Annotated in this window: 25 protein-coding genes; 8 read left to right on the top strand and 17 right to left on the bottom strand. The window is 64.6% G+C overall.

Features of this window, described 5'->3' with window-relative positions:
- Positions 1 to 143: 143 nt before the first annotated feature.
- Together PA27867_RS06380 and PA27867_RS06375 are read left to right on the top strand one after the other, a co-directional pair.
- Positions 144 to 1,028, top strand: coding sequence for a helix-turn-helix domain-containing protein (locus PA27867_RS06380; RefSeq protein ID WP_084020793.1), 885 nt, complete (start codon positions 144 to 146; stop codon positions 1,026 to 1,028).
- A complete protein-coding gene (locus PA27867_RS06375) occupies positions 1,025 to 2,005 on the top strand; it encodes a Dyp-type peroxidase (protein ID WP_066594536.1) in 981 nt (326 codons plus the stop codon). Before PA27867_RS06380 ends, PA27867_RS06375 begins: the two co-directional genes overlap by 4 nt.
- 42 nt (positions 2,006 to 2,047) lie before the next feature.
- On the opposite strand, the gene PA27867_RS06370 is transcribed toward PA27867_RS06375, so the two are convergent.
- Together PA27867_RS06370 and PA27867_RS20215 are read right to left on the bottom strand one after the other, a co-directional pair.
- Positions 2,048 to 3,307: an FAD-dependent oxidoreductase gene (locus PA27867_RS06370; RefSeq protein WP_066594535.1), complete on the bottom strand. Its 1,260-nt coding sequence runs from the start codon at positions 3,305 to 3,307 to the stop codon at positions 2,048 to 2,050.
- Positions 3,304 to 3,657, bottom strand: a complete 354-nt coding sequence (locus PA27867_RS20215) for a UBP-type zinc finger domain-containing protein (RefSeq protein ID WP_084020791.1) — start codon at positions 3,655 to 3,657, stop codon at positions 3,304 to 3,306. Before PA27867_RS20215 ends, PA27867_RS06370 begins: the two co-directional genes overlap by 4 nt.
- A 14-nt stretch (positions 3,658 to 3,671) precedes the next feature.
- On the opposite strand from PA27867_RS20215, the gene PA27867_RS06365 reads away from it, so the two are divergent.
- Complete coding sequence (locus tag PA27867_RS06365) at positions 3,672 to 4,712, top strand: helix-turn-helix transcriptional regulator (protein ID WP_084020789.1); 1,041 nt, start codon at positions 3,672 to 3,674, stop codon at positions 4,710 to 4,712.
- Positions 4,713 to 4,716: 4 nt separating this feature from the next.
- Here PA27867_RS06365 and PA27867_RS06360 read toward each other — a convergent pair whose 3' ends face one another.
- Positions 4,717 to 5,256, bottom strand: a complete 540-nt coding sequence (locus PA27867_RS06360; protein WP_066594533.1) for a hypothetical protein — start codon at positions 5,254 to 5,256, stop codon at positions 4,717 to 4,719.
- Between the two features lie 287 nt (positions 5,257 to 5,543).
- On the opposite strand from PA27867_RS06360, the gene PA27867_RS06355 reads away from it, so the two are divergent.
- Positions 5,544 to 6,380 (top strand): alpha/beta fold hydrolase, encoded by an 837-nt coding sequence (locus PA27867_RS06355; protein ID WP_066594532.1) that lies wholly within the window; start codon positions 5,544 to 5,546, stop codon positions 6,378 to 6,380.
- Positions 6,381 to 6,504: 124 nt separating this feature from the next.
- Here PA27867_RS06355 and PA27867_RS06350 read toward each other — a convergent pair whose 3' ends face one another.
- Positions 6,505 to 8,049: a glucoamylase family protein gene (locus PA27867_RS06350; protein ID WP_066594530.1), complete on the bottom strand. Its 1,545-nt coding sequence runs from the start codon at positions 8,047 to 8,049 to the stop codon at positions 6,505 to 6,507.
- Positions 8,050 to 8,346: 297 nt separating this feature from the next.
- Here PA27867_RS06350 and PA27867_RS06345 point away from each other — a divergent pair, with 297 nt between their 5' ends.
- Together PA27867_RS06345 and PA27867_RS06340 are read left to right on the top strand one after the other, a co-directional pair.
- Positions 8,347 to 10,248, top strand: a complete 1,902-nt coding sequence (locus tag PA27867_RS06345) for an ABC transporter ATP-binding protein (RefSeq protein ID WP_066594528.1) — start codon at positions 8,347 to 8,349, stop codon at positions 10,246 to 10,248.
- A 153-nt stretch (positions 10,249 to 10,401) separates the two neighbouring features.
- Entirely contained in the window at positions 10,402 to 11,043 is a 642-nt protein-coding gene (locus tag PA27867_RS06340; protein WP_066594525.1) for an NADPH-dependent F420 reductase, read from the top strand.
- Between the two features lie 201 nt (positions 11,044 to 11,244).
- Here PA27867_RS06340 and PA27867_RS06335 read toward each other — a convergent pair whose 3' ends face one another.
- The 3 genes from PA27867_RS06335 to PA27867_RS20565 all read right to left on the bottom strand — a co-directional run bounded on the left by PA27867_RS06335 (position 11,245) and on the right by PA27867_RS20565 (position 13,282).
- Complete coding sequence (locus tag PA27867_RS06335) at positions 11,245 to 12,528, bottom strand: low temperature requirement protein A (RefSeq protein WP_208857306.1); 1,284 nt, start codon at positions 12,526 to 12,528, stop codon at positions 11,245 to 11,247.
- Positions 12,529 to 12,854: 326 nt separating this feature from the next.
- A complete protein-coding gene (locus PA27867_RS06330; RefSeq protein ID WP_066594523.1) occupies positions 12,855 to 13,139 on the bottom strand; it encodes a thermonuclease family protein in 285 nt (94 codons plus the stop codon).
- Complete coding sequence (locus tag PA27867_RS20565; protein ID WP_157109141.1) at positions 13,136 to 13,282, bottom strand: thermonuclease family protein; 147 nt, start codon at positions 13,280 to 13,282, stop codon at positions 13,136 to 13,138. Before PA27867_RS20565 ends, PA27867_RS06330 begins: the two co-directional genes overlap by 4 nt.
- 397 nt (positions 13,283 to 13,679) lie before the next feature.
- Here PA27867_RS20565 and PA27867_RS06325 point away from each other — a divergent pair, with 397 nt between their 5' ends.
- Positions 13,680 to 14,036: a YciI family protein gene (locus PA27867_RS06325; RefSeq protein ID WP_066594522.1), complete on the top strand. Its 357-nt coding sequence runs from the start codon at positions 13,680 to 13,682 to the stop codon at positions 14,034 to 14,036.
- Between the two features lie 162 nt (positions 14,037 to 14,198).
- Here the strand turns inward: PA27867_RS06325 and PA27867_RS06320 are convergent, their stop codons facing one another.
- Positions 14,199 to 15,485, bottom strand: a complete 1,287-nt coding sequence (locus tag PA27867_RS06320; RefSeq protein WP_066594521.1) for an RNA polymerase sigma factor — start codon at positions 15,483 to 15,485, stop codon at positions 14,199 to 14,201.
- Entirely contained in the window at positions 15,482 to 15,850 is a 369-nt protein-coding gene (locus PA27867_RS06315; RefSeq protein WP_066594520.1) for a YciI family protein, read from the bottom strand. Before PA27867_RS06315 ends, PA27867_RS06320 begins: the two co-directional genes overlap by 4 nt.
- Before the next feature lie 441 nt (positions 15,851 to 16,291).
- On the opposite strand from PA27867_RS06315, the gene PA27867_RS20205 reads away from it, so the two are divergent.
- Positions 16,292 to 16,483 carry a helix-turn-helix domain-containing protein gene (locus tag PA27867_RS20205; RefSeq protein ID WP_084020783.1) on the top strand — a complete coding sequence of 64 codons (192 nt, stop codon included), beginning with the start codon at positions 16,292 to 16,294 and terminating at the stop codon, positions 16,481 to 16,483.
- A 22-nt stretch (positions 16,484 to 16,505) separates the two neighbouring features.
- Here the strand turns inward: PA27867_RS20205 and PA27867_RS06310 are convergent, their stop codons facing one another.
- From PA27867_RS06310 to PA27867_RS06275, 8 genes are all read right to left on the bottom strand, one after another.
- Positions 16,506 to 17,492, bottom strand: a complete 987-nt coding sequence (locus PA27867_RS06310; RefSeq protein WP_066594519.1) for a LacI family DNA-binding transcriptional regulator — start codon at positions 17,490 to 17,492, stop codon at positions 16,506 to 16,508.
- A 181-nt stretch (positions 17,493 to 17,673) separates the two neighbouring features.
- Entirely contained in the window at positions 17,674 to 18,390 is a 717-nt protein-coding gene (locus tag PA27867_RS06305; RefSeq protein ID WP_066594518.1) for a gluconate 2-dehydrogenase subunit 3 family protein, read from the bottom strand.
- Positions 18,391 to 18,419: 29 nt separating this feature from the next.
- A complete protein-coding gene (locus PA27867_RS06300) occupies positions 18,420 to 20,159 on the bottom strand; it encodes a GMC family oxidoreductase (protein ID WP_236900856.1) in 1,740 nt (579 codons plus the stop codon).
- Entirely contained in the window at positions 20,122 to 21,072 is a 951-nt protein-coding gene (locus PA27867_RS06295) for an aldo/keto reductase (RefSeq protein WP_066594510.1), read from the bottom strand. The genes PA27867_RS06300 and PA27867_RS06295 overlap by 38 nt, the downstream gene beginning before the upstream one ends.
- A gap of 54 nt (positions 21,073 to 21,126) precedes the next feature.
- Positions 21,127 to 22,155, bottom strand: coding sequence for a LacI family DNA-binding transcriptional regulator (locus PA27867_RS06290; protein ID WP_066594508.1), 1,029 nt, complete (start codon positions 22,153 to 22,155; stop codon positions 21,127 to 21,129).
- Between the two features lie 72 nt (positions 22,156 to 22,227).
- Entirely contained in the window at positions 22,228 to 23,280 is a 1,053-nt protein-coding gene (locus PA27867_RS06285) for an ABC transporter permease (RefSeq protein ID WP_066594506.1), read from the bottom strand.
- Between the two features lie 44 nt (positions 23,281 to 23,324).
- Positions 23,325 to 24,866: a sugar ABC transporter ATP-binding protein gene (locus PA27867_RS06280; protein ID WP_066594504.1), complete on the bottom strand. Its 1,542-nt coding sequence runs from the start codon at positions 24,864 to 24,866 to the stop codon at positions 23,325 to 23,327.
- An 89-nt stretch (positions 24,867 to 24,955) separates the two neighbouring features.
- The gene (locus PA27867_RS06275; protein WP_066594502.1) at positions 24,956 to 26,035 is read right to left on the bottom strand and encodes a sugar ABC transporter substrate-binding protein; all 1,080 of its coding nucleotides are present in this window, start codon (positions 26,033 to 26,035) and stop codon (positions 24,956 to 24,958) included.
- Positions 26,036 to 26,076: the final 41 nt, after the last annotated feature.

Genomic DNA, 26,076 nt, shown 5'->3' with positions numbered 1-26,076 from the left:
GACCGGCAAGCACTTCAGCTATCGAAAATGACCTCGACCCGCGCCGTCAGCGTCCACGGCCTGCGCTGTCCGACGAAGGTAGCTCTCGGAGGGCCACGCGCGCGACCGGCCTCCTCGCTTACCTTGGGCGGTACAACTACCGCATGAACCAAGTGGAGGTCCTGATGAACCGTGTTGCCGGTACTGAGAACGCCTTCGATTCACTACGGAACGTCAAGGATGACCGCCACTTCGTGCTGCTTGACCTGCACAGTCACCACCGTGAACGGCGCCGGCACGCGCTTCGCACGGCGCGCTCGCGACACTGGATCGATTCCTACGGCGATGTGCGCGTTCGAGCGCTCCTTGTCGATGCCATCGAGAACGGCTCGCTCGAAGAATTCGAGCGAGCGTTGACGCTGAATGGTCGGGATCACACGGTTGTCCTCATGGACGTCGGCGGCTACATCCTCGTGACGTCGGAACGCAGGGCCGACGTTCCCATCGAAGAATGGGTTCACTCTTTGACACCCCCAGGGGTCCAGGTCACAGCCATCGGCTCGGCCGCCCTCCGCTCCGAGGAGGACGATCTGATGCGGGCCATTGACGAAGCTCGGACCACGGCCGAGATCGTCCTCCAGCTCGGAGACACGCTCCCCTCGAACCGGGCGGAAGATCTTGGGGCTTGGCGCCTACTGCACGCGATAGGCGGGGACCCAGAACTCATAATCTCGGCGTCTCCCGCAGCGAACGAACTCTGGCGTTCCGACCCCATGCGCAGGCTGACCGTTGAGACGTACCTCGATTCCGGATGCAACGTGGCAAGCGCCTGTTCAACACTGCACATCCATCGCACGACGCTGTACTACCGACTCGAGAGCATGCCCGAGATCGTGCGCGAGGCTTTGGGGGATGGCCTCAAACGCAGCACCTTGCATCTGGCCCTGAAGCTCCTGCGCTTGTGGAACGGGGCCGCGGTCCCGGCCGCTGCAGCTCCCGCAGAGTCACGCCGCGAGAGTCCCGCCGTTCTGGGTCGGGCCGCCGTATGAGCGTGTCGTCGCGACGTGTCCCGATCGAATCCCAGAGTGTGGATGCGCCGCTGAGCAGCACGGCCGTCTTTCTTGTGCTGTCGGTGACAGACGTTCCCGGTGCGGTCGAGAATGTTCGCGCGACGCTGGCCGCGATCTCGGACATCCTCAAGAACGTTGCGTTTCGCGACCTCGACGCGGCTCTGTCCTGCACAGTCGGCATTGGCGCTCGCACCTGGGTCGAGGTCACTCGCAGTCCACTCCCACGGGAGCTCCATTCCTTCCGGCCCGTCACCGGCGCGCACCACAACGCTCCATCGACCCCGGGCGACATCCTGCTCCATATCCGAGCCGACAGACGCGACCTATGCTTCGAGTTCGAGCGCCAGGTCATGGATCTCTTCAGCGGGTCGGTGCGGGTGGTCGACGAGACGGTCGGCTTTCGGTACTTCGATGTACGTGACCTGCTCGGATTCGTGGACGGAACGGCCAACCCCGTGGGGCAAGAACTTCGGGAGGTAACGCTGGTGGGCGAGGAGGACCCGACGTTCGCCGGAGGGAGCTACATCGTCGTGCAGAAATACACTCACCCTCTGGCAGAGTGGCGGACTCTGACCACCGAGCAGCAGGAAGCGATTATGGGCCGGACCAAGGCCGACAACATCGAGCTCGAGGACGCCGACTCAGGGCAGAAATCACATAAGACACTCGCCACGATCACGGTGGACGGCGTTGAGCACGGCATCCTTCGCGACAACATGCCGTTCGGCAGCCCGGCGACACACGAGTTCGGCACCTATTTCATCGGCTATTCGCGCCATCTCTGGGTGATCGAGCACATGCTTCAACGCATGTTCATCGGAGATCCGCCGGGGCTCCACGACCGGTTGCTGGACTTCTCAACTGCGGTCACGGGATCCACGTTCTTCGCTCCAAGCGCCGCTTTTCTCGACGCCATGAGCGACGACCCGGAGCCCGCACCACCGGTGAAGCCGTGAACCTGCGCGGATAATTAGGCGGGCCGCACGTCTGACCGATGCCTAGCCGAAAGTCTCAGCCAGATATCGGTGTGTCAGAGCCACCGCCATGGCCCCCTCCCCGACCGCCGAAGCAACGCGCTTGATCGAATTGGCCCGCACGTCCCCCGCCGCGAACACGCCGGGCTGGTTCGTTTCGAGGTACAGGGGCTGGCGCTCGAGCGGCCAGTGCAGAAGGTGCTCAGCCGTCACATCGGTGCCCGTGAGCAGGAACCCTCGTTCATCCGTCGCCACAGACGTCTTGTTCGTCCATTCGGTGTTCGGACGACCGCCGATACAGATGAACAACCGATTGGCCGTGACGTTGGTTGTGGTTCCATCGGAGATGAGGGTCAGTCCGCGGAGCCGTCCGTCCCCCTCCAGCGCCGCGACGCTCGTGTTCACGAGGATCTCGATGTTGGGGGCGGCCAGCAGTCGTCGCAACAGGTAGGCCGACATCGTTGCCGAGAGTGATGGCCCGCGCACGAGCACGGTGACCCGCGCCGCGTGCGCCGCGAGGTTCATGGCGGCCTGACCGGCCGAATTCGCTCCACCGACAACATAGACGTGCTCGCCGGCACATGAGGCGGCCTCGCTGGTCCCGGCGCCGTAATACACTCCTGATCCGTACAGCACGTCCTCCGATGGCAGATCGAGTCGGCGCCACTGCACGCCGGTGGCGCAGATCACCGCGCGGGCAGTCAACGCCGAGCCATCTGCGAGTTCGGCTCGCATCAGATGGTCGCCGAATGTTCGACTCAAACTGTGTTGCATGACGAGTAACTCGGCGCCGAATGCGATCGCTTGCTCCTTTGCCTGCTCGGCGAGCGCCGCACCGGAAATGCCGTGAGAGAACCCGAGGTAGTTTTCGATCAGACTGCTCGAGCCGGCCTGGCCGCCCACGGTGTCCCGCTCGATGACGGCGACCTCCAGCCCCTCCGATGCAGCGTATACAGCCGCTGAGAGCCCCGCTGGTCCTGCACCGAACACGATGACGTCGTAAGAGCTGCGGCGTGGACGATTGATCCACCCGAAGTGCTCGGCGATTCGCGCTGGTGTCGGGTCGTCTATCCGAGCCCCATCCGGAAACACGACCACTGGCAGAGGAGTGCTCGCGAGAGCGGTCCCGAGATGCGCCACGCTCTCTTCGTCCGTCTCGATCGTGATCGACTCGAACGGGATACCACTTCGAGTGAGGTAGTCGCGGATTGCAAAGGCGTGCCGCCCGTAGGGGTGCTCGAAGACACGAATGCGCTGGCCTCCCCCAGCGACGGGTGCGCTCATGACCCCAGGAGCCGTTGCCAGTTGGTCGGAACTCGGTTCTGCGGGCCCGGCACCGTCTGTGATCGTGGGTGGCTCAACGGTGGGGCCAGCTCCGGGCCGTCAAGGAAGGTGTTCGTTCCGTAGTCCCAGAACCAGGTTTCCTCGGGTTCGTAGCTACGGATGACGCGATGCCCGCTGCTGTGAGCGTGCGCCGTCGCATGCTTGTTCAACGAGTCATCACAACACCCGATGTGCCCGCACAAAGCACATCGACGAAGATGAAGCCACCAACTGCCGGTTTCGTCGCATTCCACGCATCCCGAACCGGACGGCGGCACACCTGGCCTGATGTAATCCTCGACGTTGTCCATCTCGTACCCTCCTTGTGTGCTCGGTGAACGATTGTGTCCACCGTACGGTCGGGGCGTGCCTCAGCGGTACTACACCTGTCCGAATTCGGCGCGACGCTCATCCGCCTCGGCGCAAGCCCTCGATACCGCATGGATGGCAGCGGTTTTCTCCCTGGCGATGCGATAACGTTTTTCCGTTAGCCGACTCAGATAGGGCGCCTGTGACCTCCCGAACACCGGTTCTTGCACAGTACCTGCGTAGTAGGCGGGTACGGCTGGATCCTGCCTCGTTCGGGTTCTCCCTCGACAATCGACGGACTCCGGGCCTTCGGCGCGAAGAAGTCGCCCAGTTGGCCGGCATCAGCCGGGATTACTACGTGCGCCTCGAGCAGGGTCAAGGACACCAGATGTCCGATCAGGTGCTCAACAGCTTGGCTGTCGCCCTCAGGCTTGACGAGACGGAGCGGGCATACTTCTTCCGGATTGCTCGCCCCAGCCCTTCCTCGGTGGATTCCAGTCGAACGCCTGTGCCGCTGAGCGAGCACGTGCTGACATTGCTCTCGAGCTGGTCGAACGTGCCGGCCTACGTCTTCGACAGCAATCAGGACATCGTGGCCATCAACGAGATGGCCGACTATTTGAGCCCCGGCTATGCCTGGTACGGCGACAACATCGCGATCAGCGCCTTCGGGGCCCTCACCCTGTTTCCGGACAACGCCGATTTCGTCGATATCGCCCGAAGCACCGTTGCCGCTCTGCGCTTCAACGCGGATCCGGACAATCCCAGGCTTCGGGAGATCGTTGGCCAGCTCGCGGTTGACAGCCCCCTTTTCAGTCAGATGTGGATCGATCATGATGCGCGGCCCATGACCGAAGGGACAGTGCCCATCAGCGTCGACGGAAGCGAGCTCGTGACATTTCCGTGGCAGATCCTTGAGGTGCCGGGTGGGTTTTCCATGACCGTCTGGCCGGTGGCCGATGGCACACGCGCCCACGAGTTGCTCACTCACATCAGGGAAACGAAACTGACCGGTCGCCCGGTACGGGGGCCGCTGCAGGGCTGGCCGATTCGGTAGACGGCTACGAGCCGGTCGACGCCTTCACCAGGCGAGCCAACGACTGGCTCGACTCTGTGTCTCGTGCTCCCCACACGATGAGGGCATCACCATCGCTGTTCGGCACGTGCAGCACCTGGTAGGCCATGCGGATGAGTCCCTCCGGTGTGTCCGCGAAGTCGATGACACCGCTCGCCTGAGCCGGAAGCGAGGTGTCGGCCCAGGCGGTGGCGAAATCCATGCTCATCACGGACAGGTCACCAACGATGCCACGGAAGGAGGCATCGTCGGCGCGGTGCTGATTCAACGACACCCGAAGTAAAGCGGCCACCTGGTGAGCCGCCGCGTCGTACCCGGGCTGGTCCCGGTCGATGCCGGGCTCCAGGAAGGTGAATCGAGCCAGATTCACTCCCTCCGAGAACGCAGCTGAGAGGGCTCGTGCCGCGTTGTTGGACACCACAACGGTGAGGTGACGGTCGCAGAGGAATGCGGGTGTACCCGCCCAGGAGGACACGATGGCCCGGATTTCGCCTCGGGGCTCGTTGACGACGTCGTCGGCATGCATGGGTTCACGTTAACGGTCAGGTCGCCAGGTGAGAAGGTCAGGCCGGAGGGTCTGGATGATCGTCGGATCACCACTCTCACTATGTCGCAGCGGTACTCGCAGTTCGTCGCAAGGGGGCTCGACACCCGGTCAACCGTCGACAAGAATCTACCGAGGATTAGACAACTGTCTGACCCTCAGAGAGCGCTCCACACTTACGGTTGATGCACGCGCCACGGGACCTAGGAGCGGGAATACCGATAGGTGGCCCGAGCGCGGCTTGGTTCGACGAGAAAGGGAGGCCAATCATGGCATTTGTTACGACCGAAGACGGCACAGAAATCTTCTACAAGGACTGGGGCAACAAGGACGCCCAGCCCATCGTGTTCCACCACGGCTGGCCACTTTCCAGCGACGACTGGGACGCACAGATGCTCTTTTTCCACTCCAAGGGATACCGGGTCATCGCGAGCGACCGCCGCGGCCACGGCCGGTCGACAGACATCGGCACCGGCCATGACATGGACCACTACGCCAGCGATGTGTCCGCGGTCGTCGAACACCTCGACCTGAAGAACGCCATCCACATCGGCCACTCCACCGGGGGCGGCCAGGTCGCCCGGTACGTCGCCCAGTTCGGCGAGCCCCAAGGCCGCGTGGCGAAGGCTGTTCTCGTTGCAGCGGTTCCCCCGCTGATGGTGCAGACGGATGCCAACCCAGAAGGATTGCCCCTGTCGGTCTTCGACGGTTTTCGCGACGCACTGGCCGCCAATCGGGCTGAGTTCTTCGTGGCGGTGGCCTCCGGGCCCTTCTACGGGTTCAACCGTGACGGCACCGAGGCGTCCCAGGCCGTCATCGACAACTGGTGGCGCCAAGGCATGACGGGCAGCGCCCTGGCGCACTATGAAGGAATCAAGGCGTTCTCGGAGACGGACCAGACCGAAGACCTCCGGTCGATCAGCGTTCCGGTTCTCGTGATGCAGGGCGACGACGACCAGGTCGTGCCCTACAAGGATGCGTCGCTCAAGCAGCACGAGCTTCTGAGCAACTCGACCCTCAAGATCTACGAGGGCTTCCCACACGGAATGTTGACGACGCACGCCGACGTCCTCAACCCCGACCTTCTCGAGTTCATCCAGCAGTAAACGCGGCCACGCGCACGGGGAGACGCACCCCGGGACTTCCCGGGATGCGCCTCCCACGCAGCGTTATCCCCTCTGAGAGCATGCGCCGCACCCTGCCCCGCCGGGACGGGGCGCGGTGGCCCGGTCATTCCAGCTTGGAACCGAAGATCTGAGCTTCGACGAGCGGGCGCACGGCGGCCTCGAAGGTGTCGTCGACGAAGTAGTCCTTGAGCCGGTCGTCGAGCAGGTCGTTGGCGACCGCGGCCATGATCATCGACTGATCGAGGGAGAGGTACCGCTCGGCGATGGTGCCGCTCTCTGTCGCGACGGCGTCGTAGAAGCCGCCGGGGCCATAGGCGCCCAGGTCGTTCTTGATGCCCGCGAGGTTGCTCAGCACGGCCGGCTTGTCATACGCCAGCGCGAGGAATGAGGCGTGCGGCGTCACGACGCCGTCGCTGAAATCGGGGTTCGGGTTGGCGGCCTCGCGGCATCCGTCGTAGCCGGCATCGACGTTGGTCCGCTCCCGGTCGGAGGCGTAACCGTCGGCGCTCATGCCCACTCCCTCGACTCCGTACTCCGCGTACTCGCCGAAGGGATCGCTCGCCGGGGAGAAGCCCCAGTAGCCGTAGCCGGCCTCGTCGAGACCGTGCTCGATCTGGGCGCGCACGCTTGCCGGGTGGTTCACGGCCCAGGATTGCGGCCCCCAGTCGGCTTCGGGCACGAGCAAGTCAGGCATCAGTGCCTCGAACATGCTGCCGCCCCAGGCCGGAACGAGTTTCATTCCCCGGTACTCGTAGACGCCTTCGTAGACGGGCACACCGAGGTGCTCCCGCGTTTCGCCGGTGGGCTTCTGTTCCTGCCAGGCGAAGTCGCAGCCCTGGTCAGGCATGGTGCGCAGGGTGCCGTAGTAGGCCTCAGCAGGGATCTGCCCGTTGGCGATGCCGAGGTAGTTCACGATGCGCGCCTCGCTCACACTCGTGTCGTAGTGGTGGCAGGTGTAGTAGAGCTCGGAGCCGTCGTCGCCGTAGTTGCCGGGAACGCTGCAGCCGGGCGGGGGTGTCACCCAGAAACCGCCGCGATTGAGCCCGGCGCCGTTGACGGCGTTCGCTCCGCCCTCGAGGTCGTGGAAGTAGCCGAAGTCCATGCTGGCGTAGAGCGCGTCGGCCGATCGGGCGAGGCGAGGTTCGGCCTCGACGACGATGCGGAAGGATGCGGCGAGCCAGCCGTTGTCCACCGAGCTCAGGAACGGGTCGACCGGGTCGTCACTCCCCGGCCAAGTGGTGAGCTTGTGCCCGTCGCGCGGCGAGTACCAGTTGTAGAACATGCCACTGGGCTCGTGCCGCTCGATCCGCTCGAGGGTCTTGAGGGTGGATTTCATGCGCTTGAAGGCATCCTGCTTGCTGATGATGCCGAGGTCCCGCGCCGAGACGACCGACCACAGGTAGCCGCCGATATTGGTCGGGCTGGTGTTGTCGCTCGGCTCGGACAGGTCGCCCTGAAGCTTGTCCGCGGGCAGCCCGGTCTTCTTGTCGGTCATGGCGTCGAGGGAGGCCCAGGTATCGACGGCATAGCTCTGGAGGACCGCGGTGTCTCCACGGGGATCCCCCGTCGCAGGGCCCTTCGATGTGCCGGTCGCGGCGGTGGCGCTCGGCGCGATGATGAGCGTTCCCGCCACCAGCGCGGCGCACATCACGGCAATCTTTGGTGTTCGTTTCACAGCGTGTTCCTCCGTGTCGTCGTTGACCGCGTCGGCGCCGAGCGACCGATCACCGGATGACCGGGCCCATCTGAGGCGCGCTAAGCACGTTCCGAAGAGTGTATGCGCATACATGCCCCTACGCAAGGAATCCTCAGTCGCACATATCCCCCAACCTCATTACCGGCCGAGCCGATTCCCTCAACGGGTCCGACTGGCCACCGCCGAGGAGAACCGAGCTCGGGCAACCCGCCATCTAAGCTTGGCCTTCTGCCCACGGAAGGAACCTCAATGAGCATGGAAGGCGCGGCCTGGAGCTCGCTGTACAAGATCTCGAGCGCCAGGGACGGCAAACACGGCTTCTCCCGTGAGTCCGTTCGGCGGATCCTGACGTTCGCGGTGCCCTACCGGAGCAAGCTGCTGATCTTCATCACCCTCTCCACCGTGGGAGCGTTCCTCGCGGTCGCGACGCCGGTGCTCGCCGGCCAGGTGGTCGACGTCATCGTCGCCCAGGGCGCGGTCAGCACGATCGTGTGGCTCGCCGTCGTCATCGCCCTCGTGGCCATAGCCGACGCCGGCGTGTCCCTCGTGACGCGCTGGTACTCGGCGCGGATCGGCGAAGGCGTGATCCTGGACCTCCGCACCGCCGTCTTCAACCACGTGCAGAAGATGCCGATCGCATTCTTCACCCGCACGCGAACGGGCGCCCTCGTGAGCCGCCTCAACAACGATGTGATCGGCGCCCAGCAGGCCTTCAGCGGCACGCTGTCCGGCGTGGTCACCAACCTCGTGGCGCTGATCCTCACCCTGTTCGTCATGCTCAGCACGTCCTGGCTCGTGACGGTTCTCGCCGTGATCATGCTCCCCATCTTCCTGATCCCCGCGCGCCGCATGGGCAGCCGCCTCGCCGCGCTGCGCCGCGAGGCCGCCGATCATAATTCCGCGATGAGCACGCAGATGACCGAGCGCTTCTCGGCACCCGGCGCCACCCTCGTCAAGCTGTTCGGCCGGCCCGACGAGGAGGCCGAGGAGTTCCGCGTCCGCGCCGCCCGCGTGCGCGACATCGGGGTGCGCACAGCGATGCTGCAGTTCGTTTTCTTCACCGCACTGATGCTCGTCTCCGCTCTCGCCCTCGCGCTCGTGTACGGGCTCGGCGGCTCCCTCGCCCTCGCCGGCCAGCTCAACACCGGTGACGTGGTCACCCTGGCGCTCCTCCTCACCCGCCTCTACGCGCCGCTGACCAGCCTCGCCAACGCCCGGGTGGAGATCATGAGCGCGGTGGTCAGCTTCGAGCGGGTCTTCGAGGTGCTGGACCTCGACCCGCTCATCAAGGAGAAGCCCAACGCCGGCGCCGTTCCCGACGGCCAGGTGTCCGTCGAGTTCGACAACGTCCGCTTCGCCTACCCGTCCGCGGACAAGGTGTCCCTGGCCTCTCTCGAAGAGGTCGCCACGCTGGACACCCGCGGCGGCGAGGAAGTGCTGCACGGCGTGTCCTTCCGGATCGAGCCGGGGCAGACCGTTGCCCTCGTTGGTTCGTCCGGTGCCGGCAAGTCCACGATCGCGCAGCTTCTCTCGCGCCTGTATGACGTCGACAGCGGGGCCGTGCGCCTCGCAGGCGCGGATGTCCGCGATGTCACGTTCGCCTCCATGCGGCACACCTTGGGCATGGTGACGCAGGACGGCCACCTGTTCCACGAGACCATCCTCTCCAACCTCCGCCTCGCAAGGCCGGAGGCGACCGACGATGAGGTGTGGGACGCCGTGCGCCGTGCACGGCTCGAGCCGCTCATCCGGTCGCTGCCGGACCAGCTGGACACCATGGTGGGCGAGCGTGGCTACCGACTGTCCGGCGGCGAGCGCCAGCGGATGACCATCGCGAGGCTCCTGCTCGCCCAGCCCCGCGTCGTCATCCTCGACGAGGCGACGGCGGCGCTGGACTCGACATCGGAGGCCGCCGTGCAGGCGGCGCTCAGCGAGGCGCTCGAGGGACGCACGGCGATGGTGATCGCGCACCGCCTCTCCACCATCCGCAGCGCGGACCTGATCCTCGTGGTCGAGGACGGCTCGATTGTGGAGCGCGGTACGCACGAGGAACTGCTGGCTGTGGGTGGGCGGTACGAGGAATTGCACCGGACCCAGTTCGCCGTGCAGAAGAATGTTGCGGCGGAAGAGGAAGCGCTGAGCGGGATCTAGTCGCTGAGCACGATGCCCCGCCCCCGAGCGCCTCGATAGGTTGTCTCATCACGCTTGGTGTTTCACCGCTCTGCAGGGGTTATTTCGAAGCGGAACAGGATCGAGACGTACAATGCCGGGAACATTTTCGACGCCGGGCCCGTTGTCACGAGCATGACAACTATCGGAATCATCGGTGCAGGAAACATTGGCAGCCAGGTCGCCCGCAAGGCGATCGAGAGCGGCTACGACGTCGTGATCAGCAATTCTCGCGGCCCCGAGACTCTCGCTGACCTCGTCGCCGAGCTCGGCCCGAAGGCCACAGCCGGAACCGCAGTGCAGGCGGCAGAGGCTGCCGACGTCGCGGTCGTGACCGTGCCGCTCAAGGCCTATGCGGACGTGCCGGTCCAGCCGCTCGCCGGAAAGATCGTCATCGACACCAACAACTACTACTTCGAACGCGACGGCCACATCGAGGCCCTCGACAACGGTGAGGCAACCGTTACCGGCATGCTGCAGGAGCACCTGCCGACTTCGCGCGTAGCGAAGGGCTTCAACCACATCACGGCCGCTGACATCACTGCTGACTCGTTCCCAACCGGTGACCCGGCACGGCGTGCGCTCGCTACGTCGTCCGACTTTGCGGATGCCTCCGACTTAGTCACGAAGCTTTACGACGAATTCGGTTTCGACACCGTGAACATCGGTCCACTCTCCGAGAGCTGGCGCGTCGAGCGCGATCGCCCAGCCTATGGCTCGCGTCAGACCATCGCTGAGCTCGAGGCCAACCTGGCAAAGGCACCGCGCACGATCTGATCCAGACCCGCGGCGCTGAACTGAGGACATCCTCGGTTCTGCGCCGTTTCTGTGCCTGGGCCTATTTTGAAGCGCGAGGAGGTCATTGAGAGGCCACGCGAGGAGTCCGTTCCGAAGAACCCTCAGAAGCAATTTCCTTGTCAACCGGCACTCATTCGCAGCACCGACAGCTGGGCCCGCACACCAACTTTCGGCGCATCCCTACGTCGTCGCGGTGTTGGCCTCGGGTTCACCGTTCGGCCGACTGGAACCGTCGCGACGGGCACTCACTTCATCGGCGACCACCACCAGCGCGACAACGGAAGTGCTGATCCATAACACCGCCAGGCCACCCAGGGGTGGGAGTACGGTCACGGTGGCCGCATAGACGGCCATGAGGGCGGCGACCCCGACCAGATGCGAGATCAGCCAGGGACGGCCAACCGACCTTTTGAACAGCAGATTTCCGATCAGGTAGAGCGCCGGGGCGCCGATCACAACCGCCAGGCCGCCACGACTCAGCTGGTCCTCAGGATGAGCGAGGACGAGTTCATCGCCGACGGCGCTCAGCACGACGCCCGCGACGATCGGGATGTGCAGGTAAACATAGGTGAGCCGGGCGATCGGTCCGGTCAGCTCCGACGAACGGATGAAGCGAGAGCCGCGCTCCGCACCATTGCTGAAATACAGCAGCCAGAACAGGATCGTGCCCACAAACGCAGCGAGCACCCCGCCGACAGCGGGTGCGCTGATGTCACCTCGGCTGAAGGCCGTGCCGGTCACCAGCACCGATTCGCCGAGGGCCAGGATGACGAACAGTCCGCTCCTCTCGGCGATATGCCCTCCGGACACCGACCAGGATGATGTCGGTGAGGCGCCGAGGATCGGCGTGTAATAACGCACCGACGGCCCGACGGTTTCGAGCAGAATCGCCGCCGCCCAGAGCGCGAGTTGCGCGTCACCGCCGAGCACGGCGCCCAGGAGCCAGAGCGGAGCAGAGGCAAGGAACCAGATCGTGATCCGCGTGATATTCAACGCGCTGGACGGTTCGACCGCCCGGTAGCGCCAGGCCAAGAACGCCGTGCGACCGACCTGCATCACGACGTAGGCGACGGCGAATCCCAGCGCCCGGTCGCCGAACGCCCCCGGGATCGAGGTACTGAGCACGAGACCGAGAAGCATCAACACAAACAGCATCAGGCGCACCGCGCCGGTCTCCGGGTCGAGCCAGTTCGTCGCCCAGGCTGTGTACATCCACACCCACCAGACCGCGACCAAGAGGACAGCTGCCTCGGCCAGGCCCCTGACGCTCAGGTGCTCCACGAGCGTGTGGGAGAGCTGGGTGATGGCGAAAACGAAGATGAGATCGAAGAACAGCTCGATGAACGTCACCCGGTTCTGGCCCGCGCTCTCGTCCCGCGGGCGGAAAAGACGCCTTCGATTCAGACTCGGGGCCATCCGACATCCTTCCGATCGGAGCCGACCACCTTGGCGGCGATCGCACATACACGACGGGAACAATTGCGCACTGAAACAGGGCAGCTCAGAACACGAACAGAATACTCTGGCGGTCGGTGCCCTGTTTTTGACGCGGCTAGCGGGAGGACGACGACGGCTGCCTGCTCCAGAGCCACTAGGCGCCATACCAGTCCCCGCGGCAACCGCCGACAACTTCACGCACGAACAGAAACCCGCAGGAAGCCGCCCACACCCGAGCCCAAGGCCCTCGAATCATGGGAACCGACAACCTCATTCTGCTCGTGGCGATCTGGCTACCGGCCGATCGAATCGCAGATGGCGTAAAGACCGTAGCTAGAGGTCTCGGCTACGTCCTAGGCTCCGGCGTAGCCGCCGTAGCGCTCCGGTTCCGGCTCGCCTCGGGGATACCACGCCTCAGCTAGACCCCGGGTGGCCAGAGCGAGGGCCACGTCAGTGCCCGCAGCGTCGTTGACCTGCACGTAAGCCAGCGAGCGGCCGAAGCGGTCCGTGCGGTCGGCCTGGGCGTCGAAGGTGAGCGTGAGCTGGTCCGCGTCGCCGTAGCTCTGCAGAAACTCCTCAAGGTAGTCGGCTGCCTGCTGGGCGCCACATTCTGGGGCCTCGTCGCTCATCGTGTTCATCTCGGGGTGTCGATGCCCAGCAGCCGTACGGCGTGCTCGGTGCCCGCGTCGTCGATGGCAGGAAGCAGCTCAGAGGGCACGACCGTGATCGTGTCTCCGTCGACGACTCGGATCAGCGTGGCCGTAAGCAGCGCTTCCCCCACGACCGCGGTATCCGGTTCCTCGGCACTTTGCGTCTAGTCAATGGTCTGGCTGTCGGTCTGAGATGCCAGCTGGCAGCCGCTGAGAGTGAACAGAATGACCAGCCCGGCGGTCGAGGTGGCGATGGTTTTGGTGAGGCGCATGGTGCGGGCTCCTGGGGTCATAGTGAAGGGGAAAGCTGCCTCTTTCGCGGAGGTTCCCGGGCCGAGGATCGCGCGGGCCGCTTATTCAGCGCGATAGCCGATTACGGCGAGTATGACAGCTGGCACATCTGGGCGTCGGCGGCGGCTCAATTTTGAACAATCTTGGCCTAGCTGTCGATCCGGGGGCCGGTTATTCGCTGTATTGATGACGGGGCCGGACAAGCCGGGCCCGCGATCTAGTGCAGGAGGTAGCTCCATGTCCCAGTACGTAGTCCTCATCTACGAAGACCAGGCACGGTACGCGACCATGCCGCCCGAGGCGTGGGGCGCGCTGGTCGACGCGCACAACACGTTCACCAAGCAGGTCTCCGAGCTCGGTGGGACCCTCACGGGCGGAGGGGCGCTCGCGTCCGTGACGACGGCCAAAACGATCAAAGGAGGCGGAACGGCAACGAACGGCCCGTTCGTCGAGTCCAAGGAGGCCTTCGGCGGCTACTACTCATTCGAGGCGCGCGACCTCGACCACGCCGTCGAGATCGCCAAGCTCTGCCCGGCCCCCTTCGGCGGCGTCGAGGTTCGCCCGCTCGTGGACCCGTCGACGAACCCGTTCTGATCGCTCCCGGCGACGAGCCGACCGCGTCCGCCATGCAGGCGGACGCGGTCGCTGCCGCGCTGGCGCAGGCCCAGGCGCGCCAGGCGAAGGCGGCGACCTCTCGCCACAGCCTGGTGAGCCGCATGCGGCGCGAGACCGGCGTAAGGCCGCGCAACCGAACGGTCACCGACCGGTGCGGGCAGCGAGGAGACGACGCTCGGCCTCGTTCGCTGTCAGTTCCAGAGCGTGCAGGTCCGCGACGAGTGCCTCGTCGTCGCGTCCGAGCCGACGCAGCAGGTGCGCGCGCACGGCATGCCAGAGGTGGGCCCGTGTGAGCTGGCCCTCAAGGGCGTCGACCTCGGTGAGCGCTGCCGTGGGGGCTCCCACCCGATCCAGCGCGACGGCGCGATTGAGCCGCACCACAGGCGACGGGTCGTAGCCAAGGAGCAGGTCGTAGAGCACGAGCACCTGCAGCCAGTCGGTTTCCGCTGCCGTTTCGGCATCCGCGTGACACGCGGCGATCGCCGCGTGCAGCTGCCAACGGCCTGGGCGCCGTAACCGGGCGGCCTGTTCCAGCTCGGCGCGTGCGCGAACGATGAGAGTCTGGTTCCATCTTGACCGGTCTTGATCGGCCATTAGCACCAGTTCGCCGTCCACGGATCGCGCCGATTCCCGCGCCCGGTGGAACAGCAGTAGCGCGAGGAGGCCGTGAGCCTCCGCCTCACGCGGAAGCGCCGCCGCAATCACGCCTGCCAGCCATAGCGCGTCATCGGCGAGGTCGCGGTCCGCGGCGGCGTCGCCGCCGGCGACGAGATGAGCTTCGTTGTACATGACCGACACGATCGTGAGGACGATGTCGAGCCGTGCCGCCCGATCCGTCGCGTCCGGTATCCGCAGCGGGATGCCCGTCGCGCCGATCTTCCGCTTGGCCCGCACGATTCGCTGCGCCGTCGCGGGCTCGGTGCTGAAGGTGGCGCGCGCGATCTGCGCCGTGGTGAGGCCGCACACCGCTCGCAGGGTGAGCGCGAGTTGAGCCTCCGGCGCCAGTGCGGGATGGCAGCAGCCGAACAGCAGCGAAAGCCGGTCGTCGACCTCGCCGAACGAATCGGCCCAGGAGTCTTCCGGCGCCGCGGACTCCGAGTCGATGCCGGGCAGCATGCCAATCAGTTTCTCGCGGTACCTCTTCTCGCGGCGCAGGCGATCGAGCGCGTTATGGCGCGCGGCTTGCGTGAGCCATGCGCCCGGGTTTTGCGGGATCCCGCCCTTTCGCCACGCCCGGAGCGCCTCCTCAACGGCCTCGGCCACCGCCTCTTCGGCGATGTCCAGGCTGCCAAGAGACCGGGCCAGGGCCGCCACGATTCGTCCGGACTGCTCGCGCACGACTTGCGAGAGGAGGAGATCGGATGCCGCGACCTCGCCGCCCGGCGCGCTCGCGTCGTCCGGACGGGCCGCGTCGTCCGAGCCGCTCACTCCTCGGACTGGCTGGCGATGGTCAAGATCGGGCGGATCTCCACACCCCAGCCGGGCAGTTCGAGGAACGGCCATGTCCGAACCAGCGCGATCGCGGCGTCCATATCCGGGACGTCGATGACACTGAAGCCGCCGACGACCTCCTTAGCCTCGGAGAACGGCCCATCGACCACGACACTGCCGCTCTCGCCGTACTTCACGGTGGTCGCCGTCTCGACGGGCTGCAGTTGGGCTCCACCATCTACGATCTGCGCCGCATTCTCTCCGTACCACTGGTTGGCGCGCCCGTAGAGGCCCTGCATCCGTTCCTCCGACACTTGCGCGTCGAGCTCGGGGTCGAAGGTGAACATGATGACGTATTTCACGGTCGTGTCCTTTCGTCATTGGAACCGTTTCATTCTTATAGCGAACGGACAAGCCCATTTTCGACAGCTCTCGAAAAAACTCCTGGAAGAGAGCTGCCGCGTCGCGCGCGATGCCACCGACCACAATGAGCTCGAAATGCTCTTCGTCAATCTCGTTCGGCCTACTGTTCGCCTGTACCACTGCGAGTAATCCCTGCAAGAGACGAACGCCGGCCATTTGCCCGCATGCGCATCCTTGTCAGGCCGTCAGCGTTCCCACACCACTTTTTCTCGTTCGGCGAATTCGAGAAAGGTCGTGGCCGGGCGGCCTGTGAGTTGCCGGATGCGATTGCTTCTTGTTCCAACCAGCCAGCTTCGTGACAAGTTTCGCGAACGGCCCCTTGGTCGGGCTGACTGGATTTGAACCCACGACCCACTGTAAGGTTCTAGCCTTAATTCGGGATCTATCTGCGCCACCTCCGGCTTGAGAAGGTGCACGACGAACTGGTGCTCGCGGCGCCCGGCACGGTCAGCGTGACCGAGGTGACAGCACGCTGGGGTTTCGTCCATCTCGGGAGGTTTGCGGCGGCGTACCGCAGCAAGTACTCGGAGCGCCCATCCGAAACCATGCGGTCTGAACGTGCGCAGCGTTGACGCGTGCACGCACGCCGAGCGCTCAGGACGGGGCCGGGCCGGTACTGTCTCGCACAATCAGCTGCGGCTCAATGAGTGGGACACCATGCGTCTCGTCACCGCGCATCATCGACAGAATCTGGTCAACGGCCCGGTAACCGACCTCCTCGAAGTCGAGGACCACGGTCGTCAGCGAGGGGTTGTAATACTTGGCCTCAGCGACGTTGTCGAAGCCCACGACGCTCACCCGCCCGGGCACCGCGATATTCTGCTCGTCGAAGAACTTCATCGCTCCGAGCGCAAACGGGTCGTTGGCAGCGAAAATGGCCGTCACGTTCAAATTCTCGGCCAGACGAGCCGCCGCTTCGTATCCTGCCCTCGGACTCCAGTCCGTGGTGCTTATGGGCGGTGGGACGATGCGCCCGCGCTCCGAGAGTTCTGTCCGCCAGCCCAGTTGCCGTGCATCTGAGGCCATCCACCCGGGCGGACCGGCGATGTGCCATACGGTCGCATGACCGAGGTCGAGCAAGTGTCGCACCACCATGCGTGCGCCGTGCACTTCATCGATCGAGACGCTTGTCGCCGATTCAGTGGACCCCTGTTCGAAGGTGACGATGGGGACGTCGCTTTCGATGCCGCGCAGCACTTCCATTGCAGCCGTGAGCGGCGCGAGGACGATGATGCCATCGACTTCGTCCGCGGACAGTTCGCTGAGCGCCGAGCGGACGGTGGCGTGGTCCAGCGCGGCCAGCGTGACAAGGCGGGTTGAGTAGCCATGCCGTCGCGCCTGCTCGGATATTCCGACGAGGGCGAGGGACGTGCCGTGCACTGAGAGCGCGTAGCTCAGCACGCCGAGGTTCATCGTGCGGTTACTCGCCAGCGCGGCGGCGGCGGTGTTGCGTCGGTAGTGCAGCTGCTCAATTGCCTGCTCGACACGTTCGCGAATTTCGGGCGTGACGTTTTCAGCACGATTCACCACACGCGACACGGTCTGCTGGGACACGCCGGCCAGCCGTGCGACGTCCACCATGCGAGCGCCACGCGATTTGGACGCAGTTCGACCCATCTGAGGCCCCCACTTTCTCTAGCCGATGAATCGGCCCGGCTCCAGTATGCCCGGTAGCCGGCGCCAGGCAGATGTGGCGCGGCGGTCAATGTGCGGCTTCGGCGGGGTACTCGCACAACGAGAGCGCCCCGCCGAAGCGTCGGCCTTAGGGCCGCCGGTACCGCAACACCTCGGGGTGGCGCTCATAAGGCCACTCCGCATCAGGAAGCATGTATTTCTTCGTCGTGTAGCTGCCGTCCATCGTCGACTTCAAGGTGGGCGGACCGTCGAATCCGATGACGGCCCACCCGATCCTGTTCTCATTGCCGCCGTAGACCGGATCGGCGTAGAAGCCCTGCCGGGTATTGAGCACCAGGAGCGGGAAGAAGTCGAGGAAGTCCTCGTTCACCGGTTGATTGCCGGCGGGCGCCCCGCCGAGTCCGTCGTCGTCCGGTGCGTCGAAGGAGAACGGCGTCGGCTTGGGTCTGCCGGAGATCGTCTCCAGAACCGCGTCCTGCTGATCGCCCTCAAGACCGACAAAACGCTGGCCGAATCGGTCCACGGCGATGTCATCGAGTTCCTTGACCCCGCTCGAGTACAGAGACTGACGCAGAGCGATGCGCTCCTGCCAGGCCTGTTCTTCCCGCCCCTCCATCCGGAGCCAACCGATCCCATCGGCGGCCGGAAACACGAACTGCGTGCCGGCGAGCATCCGATCGATGAAACGAACGACCTTGGCCTCCCGTGCGCCGGGATGGTGATCCGTCGGAATGATGCGCGCAGTGGCAGCCTCGACGGTGTCCCACTCCTCCTGACTGAAGAAGATGGGCCCCTCGACGTCGCGCGTCGAGATGGGCACGGTGACCCATTCTGCTTGTCCCATTGTGTTGTCTCCTGTTCTATCGTTCGATCTCAGGACCAGGTGTGACGGTCGACCTGGAGGATCCGGTCGGCGCAGCGCCAGGTGTTGGCCATGATCGTGAGCGCCGGGTTGATTCCGGTCGCGGTGGGGAAGAAGCTCGCGTCAAAGACGTACAGGTTGGGCACGTCGTGCGTGCGGCACCAACGGTCGACAACGGATGTCGAGGGATCATTGCCCATGCGGGTGGTGCCCAATTCGTGTGAGGTGTTCCCGGTGATCCGCTCCATGTTGACCGGCACCACCTTGCTGGCCCCGGCTGCCTGGAGAATTTCGCCGTTCTTCTGCACCTGCCAACGCTCCTGCGCGTAGTCGTTGGAATGTGGCGTATGCGTGATCCGTGCGACCGGCAGGCCCCAGGCGTCCGTCACAGTCGGGTCGAGGTCGACCCGGTTGCTCTCCACCGGAAGGTCGTGGAGGAGGATCCCGATCTTCATGGAGTGGTTGAACAGTTCGCGGTCGGCATCTTTCGCCGCCGACCCCCAGGTGGGGCGACCGGGGAAGCTCCAGTTGACCGGGTGCCCGAGCATGGAGGGGAAGATCAGCGAACCCAGGATGTGGCCGCGACTCTCGTCGGTCTCGTAGAAGTCGAATGAGCATCCGCTCATGTAGTGCCCCGACCAGCCATACAGCGGATCACGGAGGTCACGGTCGAAGAGACCGACCGAGAAGGAGTACTGGTGGAACGTCGCATTCTTGCCGACCTGACCGCTGCTGTTCGCGAGGCCGTCAGGGAACTGGGCCGACTTGGACATCAAGAGCAGCCGAGGCGTCTCGATCCCACCGCCGGCCACGATGACAGCCTTCGCCTCCTGAACCCACTCATAGCCGTTTTCGTCCTGGTAGCGAACGCCGGTGGCTCTGCCGTTCGTGCCGACGAGGATCTCACTGACGTAGCAGTCCGACCGGAGATCGTACAGGCCGGTGTTGATCGCGTCGGGGATGAAACTGATCAGGGTCGAGGACTTGCCGGTTCCCGGGTCCGGGTACTGCTGCCAGAACCCGTTCTCGCTGAATGGTTTGCGTCCGCGATAAGGCTCGGTGACCATGCCCTGCGGCATCGGAAAACTGCTGTGGCCGAGCTTGTCCATGCCGGTCGCGAATGTGCGGCCGATCTGGCTCAGTGGTGACGGCTTCGTCGGGTAGCCGCGACTGCGACGCCCTTCCCACCGGTTGGCCCCGGCCAGGCCGGATGTCCCGAATTCCCACTCGACACGCGTGTAGTACGGCTCGAGCTCATCGTAGGTGATGGGCCAGTCCACGAGGCTCGCGCCGGGAACGTCGCCGTGCAGCGAACGGAGTTTGAAGTCGCTGGCCGTCATACGGGGCACCATTCCGCCCCAATGGGTAGTCCCTCCGCCGACAACCTGCGGTGTGGCGGAGAAGTTCGTGATGACGGCCTCCTCCTGGTCATTTGCCCGATAGGTGCGGGGCTTCAGCTTGGGGTCCTGCCAGATGAAGTTTCGATTCAGGTACTTCAGCTCATCGCCCGATGCGTGCTCTGGCTTCAGCCACGGGCCGCGCTCGAGTCCGACAACGGTCAGTCCCGCTTCGGTGAGGACTTTCGCAGCGGTCGCACCGCCGGCGCCCGCGCCGATAATGACCACGTCTACGGGAGCGGGGTTCTTCTTGGTTTGCATGAGGATGTGGCCTTCTCTTCTTTGAGGGTTGGGGCTTCTTTGAGGGGGCGGGCCGTCAGGCCGCGTCCTTTTCGATTCCGGCACGGCCCACACGGGCCAACGGCAGGAGGGCATCCCAGAGCTCGTCTGGAATGGCGAGCTCGAGCAGCTCGATCGTTTGAGCAACGCGGCGCGGTTCGGACATCCCGACGATCGTGGATGTGACCCGCGGGTCGCGGGTGGAGAACTGCAACGCAGCGGCCGCGAGCGGGACCCCGAAATCGGCGCACAGGCGCTCCATCGCTTCGACCCGGCGCAGAGCGGCCGGGCTGACCGGTGCGTAACAATAGGTCGGAACTGCCTTGGGGCCTCTGACCAGCATGCCGCCACCGAACGGCGCTGCATTGATGAATGCCACCCCGCGAGCCTGGGCGTCGTCGAGCAGTGGCTCGGCGGTCTGCTCGACGAGGGTGAACCTGTTGTGGCTGATGACGGCGTCGAATACCTCGGTGGCGAGATACTGGAGTTCGAGGTCGATCGGTCCGCCGGCCACGCCAAGATGGGTGATCACGCCCTGGTCGCGCAACTCGATGAGCGCTTCGAGCGGCCCGCCGGCCGCGACGCCTTCCTCAAAGGTGATCTTCTCGGGATCGTGCAGATACACGAGCGGAAGGACATCGAGGCCCAGCCGTTCGAGGCTCTCCTCCACCGACCGACGAACACGGTCACCGGAGAAGTCGCTGCTGCCCGGAAGCGGGTCGACCTTCGTTGCGATGACGAAGCCCTCCGGCACGAAACCGTGCTCCCGAATGGCCTGGCCGATGCGGCGCTCGCTGTCGCCTCCGCCGTACTCGTTCGAGGTGTCAATGAAATTGAACGGGCTCTCAAAAACTGTCTTGATGGTCGCAACAGCGGTTTCGGTGTCAACCTCGTAGCCGTATTGTGCGGGGAAGCTACCGAGAGCACTCGTACCGACGCAAATGGGTGACACTGACAGCGGAGTGGTGCCGAGTTGGCGATAGGACATTCGTTTCTCTTCTCTGTTCGATGGTGCTGTTTGTGCTGGTCAGCTTCGACCAGGTCAGGTGGCGTTTTGGCGCGGTTCAGGCATGATCCCGGCTCGACGGACGCCGGGTGGTGGGCCGGAACTGGAGCGCACCACGAGCTGGGGAACGACCCATGGAATCGGTGCGGCGGCCTCGTCGTTCATGAGGCTGAGGATTCGGTCCACGACCAGGCGCCCAACCTGGCTGAAGTCCACGCGAAGCGTCGTGAGGGCCGGGACGTAGTAGGGCGCTTCAGGCACGTCGTCGTATCCGACAACGCTGATGTCCTCGGGCACACTGAGCTGGCACGCGTTGAGGGCGCTCATAACCCCGAATGCCATCTGATCGTTGGCAACGAAGACCGCAGTGATGGACGCATCGGCGGCCACGATCAGACCGGCTTCGTAGCCCGATCGCGTTGACCACTCCCCGGGGATCGGGTCCGGGACCGGCAACCCGGCGTCAGCGAGTTCGTCTGCCCAGCCCTTGAGCCGAGAACGGGAGCCGAGCCAGCCGTCCGGCCCGCTCACCTGATGAACCGTCTCGTGACCCAGCTCCAGCAAGTGACGGGTCGCGAGCGCCGCTCCGAGAACGTCGTCGGTGCCGACGTGTGTGGTCTGCTGGCCCCCGCCCGGTTCAAAGGCGACGAGTGGAACATCCGTGTCAATGCCTTCGATCGCGTCGAATGCGGCCTCGAGCGGCGCGAGGATGATGATACCGTCCACGTTGTCAGCAAGCAGGTGGTCGAGCGCCGCCCGCATGTGTGACCGGTCGATGTCGCCCAGGGTCACCAGGTTGGTCGCATAGCCCGATCGCCTGGCCTCATCGATGATTCCGGTGAGCGCCACGGATGGGCCGTACTGCGCGAGTCCGAAGCTCACGATTCCCAGGTTGTGGCTGCGACTCGTGGCAAGAGCGCGAGCGGAGGGGTTGCGGCGATAACGCAGCCGCTTGATGGCTGATTCGACCCGCTCGCGAGCATCCGTGCTGACGTTGCTGTGCTTGTTCAAGACCCGGGATACCGTTTGCTGCGAGACCCCGGCCAGCATGGCCACATCGATCATGCGTGCACCTCGTTCCGATCGGCTGTCTTCCTGCATCAGATCCCCTCAGAGTGGTGTGATCGGCCGGTCAGGTCAGCGAGCGGCAACGGGTCGGCGCGTGAATCGAGAACCGAAGAAGTTCGAGATTCTTTGCACCCCGCCGGCGCTGGAGAGGAAGACCGCGATGACAATGACGGCGCCCTTGATGACGAGCTGTGGCTCGGAGGAGATCCCGACCAGGTTCATCACATTGATGATGGTGGCGAGGACGAAGACACCGATGACAGCGCTGACGGGGTCGCCCTTGCCGCCCATCAGGGAGGCACCGCCGACGACGACCGCGGCGATCGCATCCAGTTCGTACCCGACGCCGATGAGGGAGCTGCCCTGTTGGAGCTGAGCGGCTGCGATGAGGCCGGCGAGGCCGGCGAGCAGGCCTGAGAGTGTGTAGGTGATGAGCAGATTGCGCGCCACCGGCAGGCCGGACAGGCGGGCGGCCTCCGGGTTGCCGCCAATGGCGTAGAGGGAACGGCCGAAAGTCGTGTACTTGGCCACCAGGGCGGCGATGATCGTCACGATGATGAAGATCAGGACCGGGTTGCGGATTCCCAGCGTGGTTCCGCGGGCGAACGCTTCGATGAACGGCTGGTTCAGGATCTGGATGAGACTGGTCGATTGGATGATGTAACTGAAGCCCTTGATGGCGCTCATCATCGCGAGCGTCGCGATGAACGGCGGTATGCGCAGCCACACGACGAGCAGTCCGTTGATGAACCCGGCCAGCGCGCAGGCGCCGAGGGTGAGTGCGACCGAGAGGCCCGCGCTCATCCCCGTCTGCAGAGTGAGAGCCACGATGACCGTTGACATGGCCATCGTTGAGCCCACGGACAGGTCGATGCCCCCGGTCAGGATCACGAAGAACTGGCCAACGGCGAGGACCGCGACGATCGAGGCGGCCGCGATGACGTTCTCGGCGTTTCGAATGGTCAGGAAGTCGCCGGAGACGTAGTAGCCGATGATGATGATGGCGACGAGAACCAGGATGAGGTAGCTCTTCGGCAGCAGGTGTTTGGCTGTGGCCAGGACACGGCTGGGCGCGGGTGGCTGAGTCGGCCTTGACTCGGGGTTGAGAGTGTCTTTTGTCATTATCTTTCCATCACTGGTCGAGGTGCACGGTTTGCGGGTGCCGGTTAGGCGAATTTCGAGACGAGGGCGTGGCCATGGGGGTCTATCTCGTCGTGATCGAACTCGGCGACCACCTGACCGCGGGCCATGACCAGCACGCGATCGCACATCATTGCTTCGGTAATCTCTGAACTGGAGATGATGACCGTGCCGCCAGAACGCGCGAAGTCACGGATGAGTTCGTACATGTCTTCCTTGGCACCGACGTCGACACCGCGGGTGGGCTCGTCGCAGACGAGGAGTCGCGTGGAGCGCACCAGCCAACGGGCAAGAATCGCCTTCTGCTGGGTTCCTCCGCTGAGGGTCTTCACGCTCTGATGCACACTGGAGACCTTCATCCCCATGCTGGCCACCATGTCGGCGGCGACCTTCTTTTCCTTGCGTCCGTCGATGATGCTGAGCCGGCTGAACAACGGCAGGCTGGCCAAGCTGATGTTGCCGGCGACGCTCATGTCGGGGATGAACCCGTGAGCCTTGCGGTCCTGCGGCAGCAGACCGATTCCATGGCGGATCGCGTCTCGGGGGTTGTTGAACGTGACGTTCTTCTCGTCGATGCGAATCGAACCGGTCGTCTTGCGACGGGCTCCCGCCAATAGGCCGGCCAATTCGGACTGCCCGCTCCCGATCAGACCGGAGATCCCGAGCACCTCTCCCTCGTAGAGTTCGAGGTTCACCCCGGACACCCGGTCGTCCTCGCCAAGGTCGGACGTTGAGAGAATGACGGTGTCGCCACGACCGGCGCCGAGCCGGGGACTGCGCTCACCCCGGAGTGCGGCGTCGGCGATTGACCCCTCGAGGCTCTTGCCGATCATCGCGGTGACGACATCGGCGGGCTTTGATTCTGCGGTGCTGAAACTGGCGGCATTACGGCCGTCCCGCAAGACGGTCACGGAGTCGCAGAGTGAATAGAGCTCCTCCATTCGGTGGGAGATGTAGATCAGGGTCACCCCCTGCGCGGCGAGCGAGCGCAGCACGGTGAACAAGCGCTCCACGTCAGGAAGAGGCAGGGTGGATGTGGGCTCATCGAGGAGCAGCACGCGAGCATCCTTGCGGATCGCCTTGGCCAGTTCGACTGCTTGCTGTTCGGCCACCGAGAAGGTTGAGACCGCGCGACGCACATCCAGGTCGAATCCGACCCGGGCCAGCGCCTTGCGCGACTCGGCCTGCATCTCGCGCCAGTTCACCACGGCTTTGCCCGCTTTGGGCAATTCGCCCAGGAAGATGTTCTCGGCCACAGACAGGGACGGCACAAGGCTGAGTTCTTGATAGATCGTGTGGATTCCGGCGCGCTGGGCATCGCTCGGCTCGCGGAACTTCTGAAGTTCGCCGTCGAGGTAGATCTCGCCGCCGTCGGGGGTTTCAGCGCCGGAGAGTATCTTCACCAGAGTTGATTTGCCAGCGCCGTTCTGGCCGGCGAGGGCATGGATGGAACCGCGTTTGACTGTCAGGTCGACGCCGCCGAGCGCTTGGACTCCCAAGTAGCCCTTCATGATTCCGTTAAGCCGTAATACATCTTCCGGTGCCGAGACATCGTGGTCGAGGCTCATGGGTTCTCTCTCGATAGGTGCTGCTGAGTGTTTTGGACTCCTGGCATCCGCGCGTTTCGCAGCGGATGCCAGGAGGATTCGAGCCGGTACTACTTCTCCTGCGCGCGGACGTAGGTGTCCGACGCCTTGTAGTAGTCCTGAGCGTTCTCCGGGGTGACGACAGTCGTGTCGATGAAGCGTGTCTTCCCCGGGCAGGCGGACTCGTCACCGTTGAACGCTGCGACTGCCATCTCGACGGCAGTCGTGCCCTGGTCCCAGGGCTGGTTGGAGGCGGTCGCTTGGAGAGGCCCGCTCGGGTCGTCCATCATTTCCTTCACCGAGACCATGCCGCCGTCGTAGCTCGCCAGGATGATTCCGTCGCCCCACAGGCCTGCCTGCTGGAGTCCCTCCTTCACGCCGCCGTTCATGACGTCGCTCATGCTGAAGACCACCTTCAGATCAGGGTTCGCCGTGGCAACGTCGCGAATCGGACCGAGGGCCTTGTCGGGCTTCCACTCGCCGTACTTCGTGTCGAGCTTGTTGACGGTGATTCCGGGGTAATCGGCGATGACCTTGTTGAAGCCGTCCATGAACCCGTTGAAGCGCAGATCGCTCAGCACGTCGCCGGGGAATCCGCCGATGCCGACAATCTTGATTTCGCCGGTCTCGCCGAATTTCTTGATCGCATCCTTGGCGGCAACGTCCCCCGCAAGGGCGCCAGTGGCGCCCTGGTCTTCTGCCACGTAGCAGAAGGTGTCCGGCACAAGCGAGGGGTCAAGGTTCGAGTTGACCGTCACGACGGGGATACCGGCGTCTTTGAGAGCGGCGATGGAAGATGCGATGCCGATGGGGTCGTTGGCGTTGATGACGACGACGTCGACGCCCTTGGTGATCAGCGTCTGAATGTCCGCGTTCTGTCGAACGCTGTCGCCGTTGGCGTCGAGGACCTCGATTTTGGCGCCGATCTTGTCGGCAGCGGCCTGGCCGCCTTCGACCAGCGTCTTCCACCAGTCACTGCCGCTGATTCCGCGCTGGCTCCAACCGATGACGAGGCCGTCCCCGCTGGCTTTGTCCGCTTGGGATGCTCCGGTGTCGGCCCGGCAGCCGGTGAGCAGCAGCGCGGCTGCCGCGAGAGTCGCGACGCCGGCAACGATGCGGCCGGCGCGCGGGTTGGATCGATTGATGATCATGTTCCACTCCTTTGTGTGAGATCTGTACTGCAATGCCCGCA

Source organism: Cryobacterium arcticum, assembly GCF_001679725.1.
Classification (GTDB): domain Bacteria; phylum Actinomycetota; class Actinomycetes; order Actinomycetales; family Microbacteriaceae; genus Cryobacterium; species Cryobacterium arcticum_A.
This window is presented reverse-complemented; position numbering and strand designations above follow the sequence as displayed.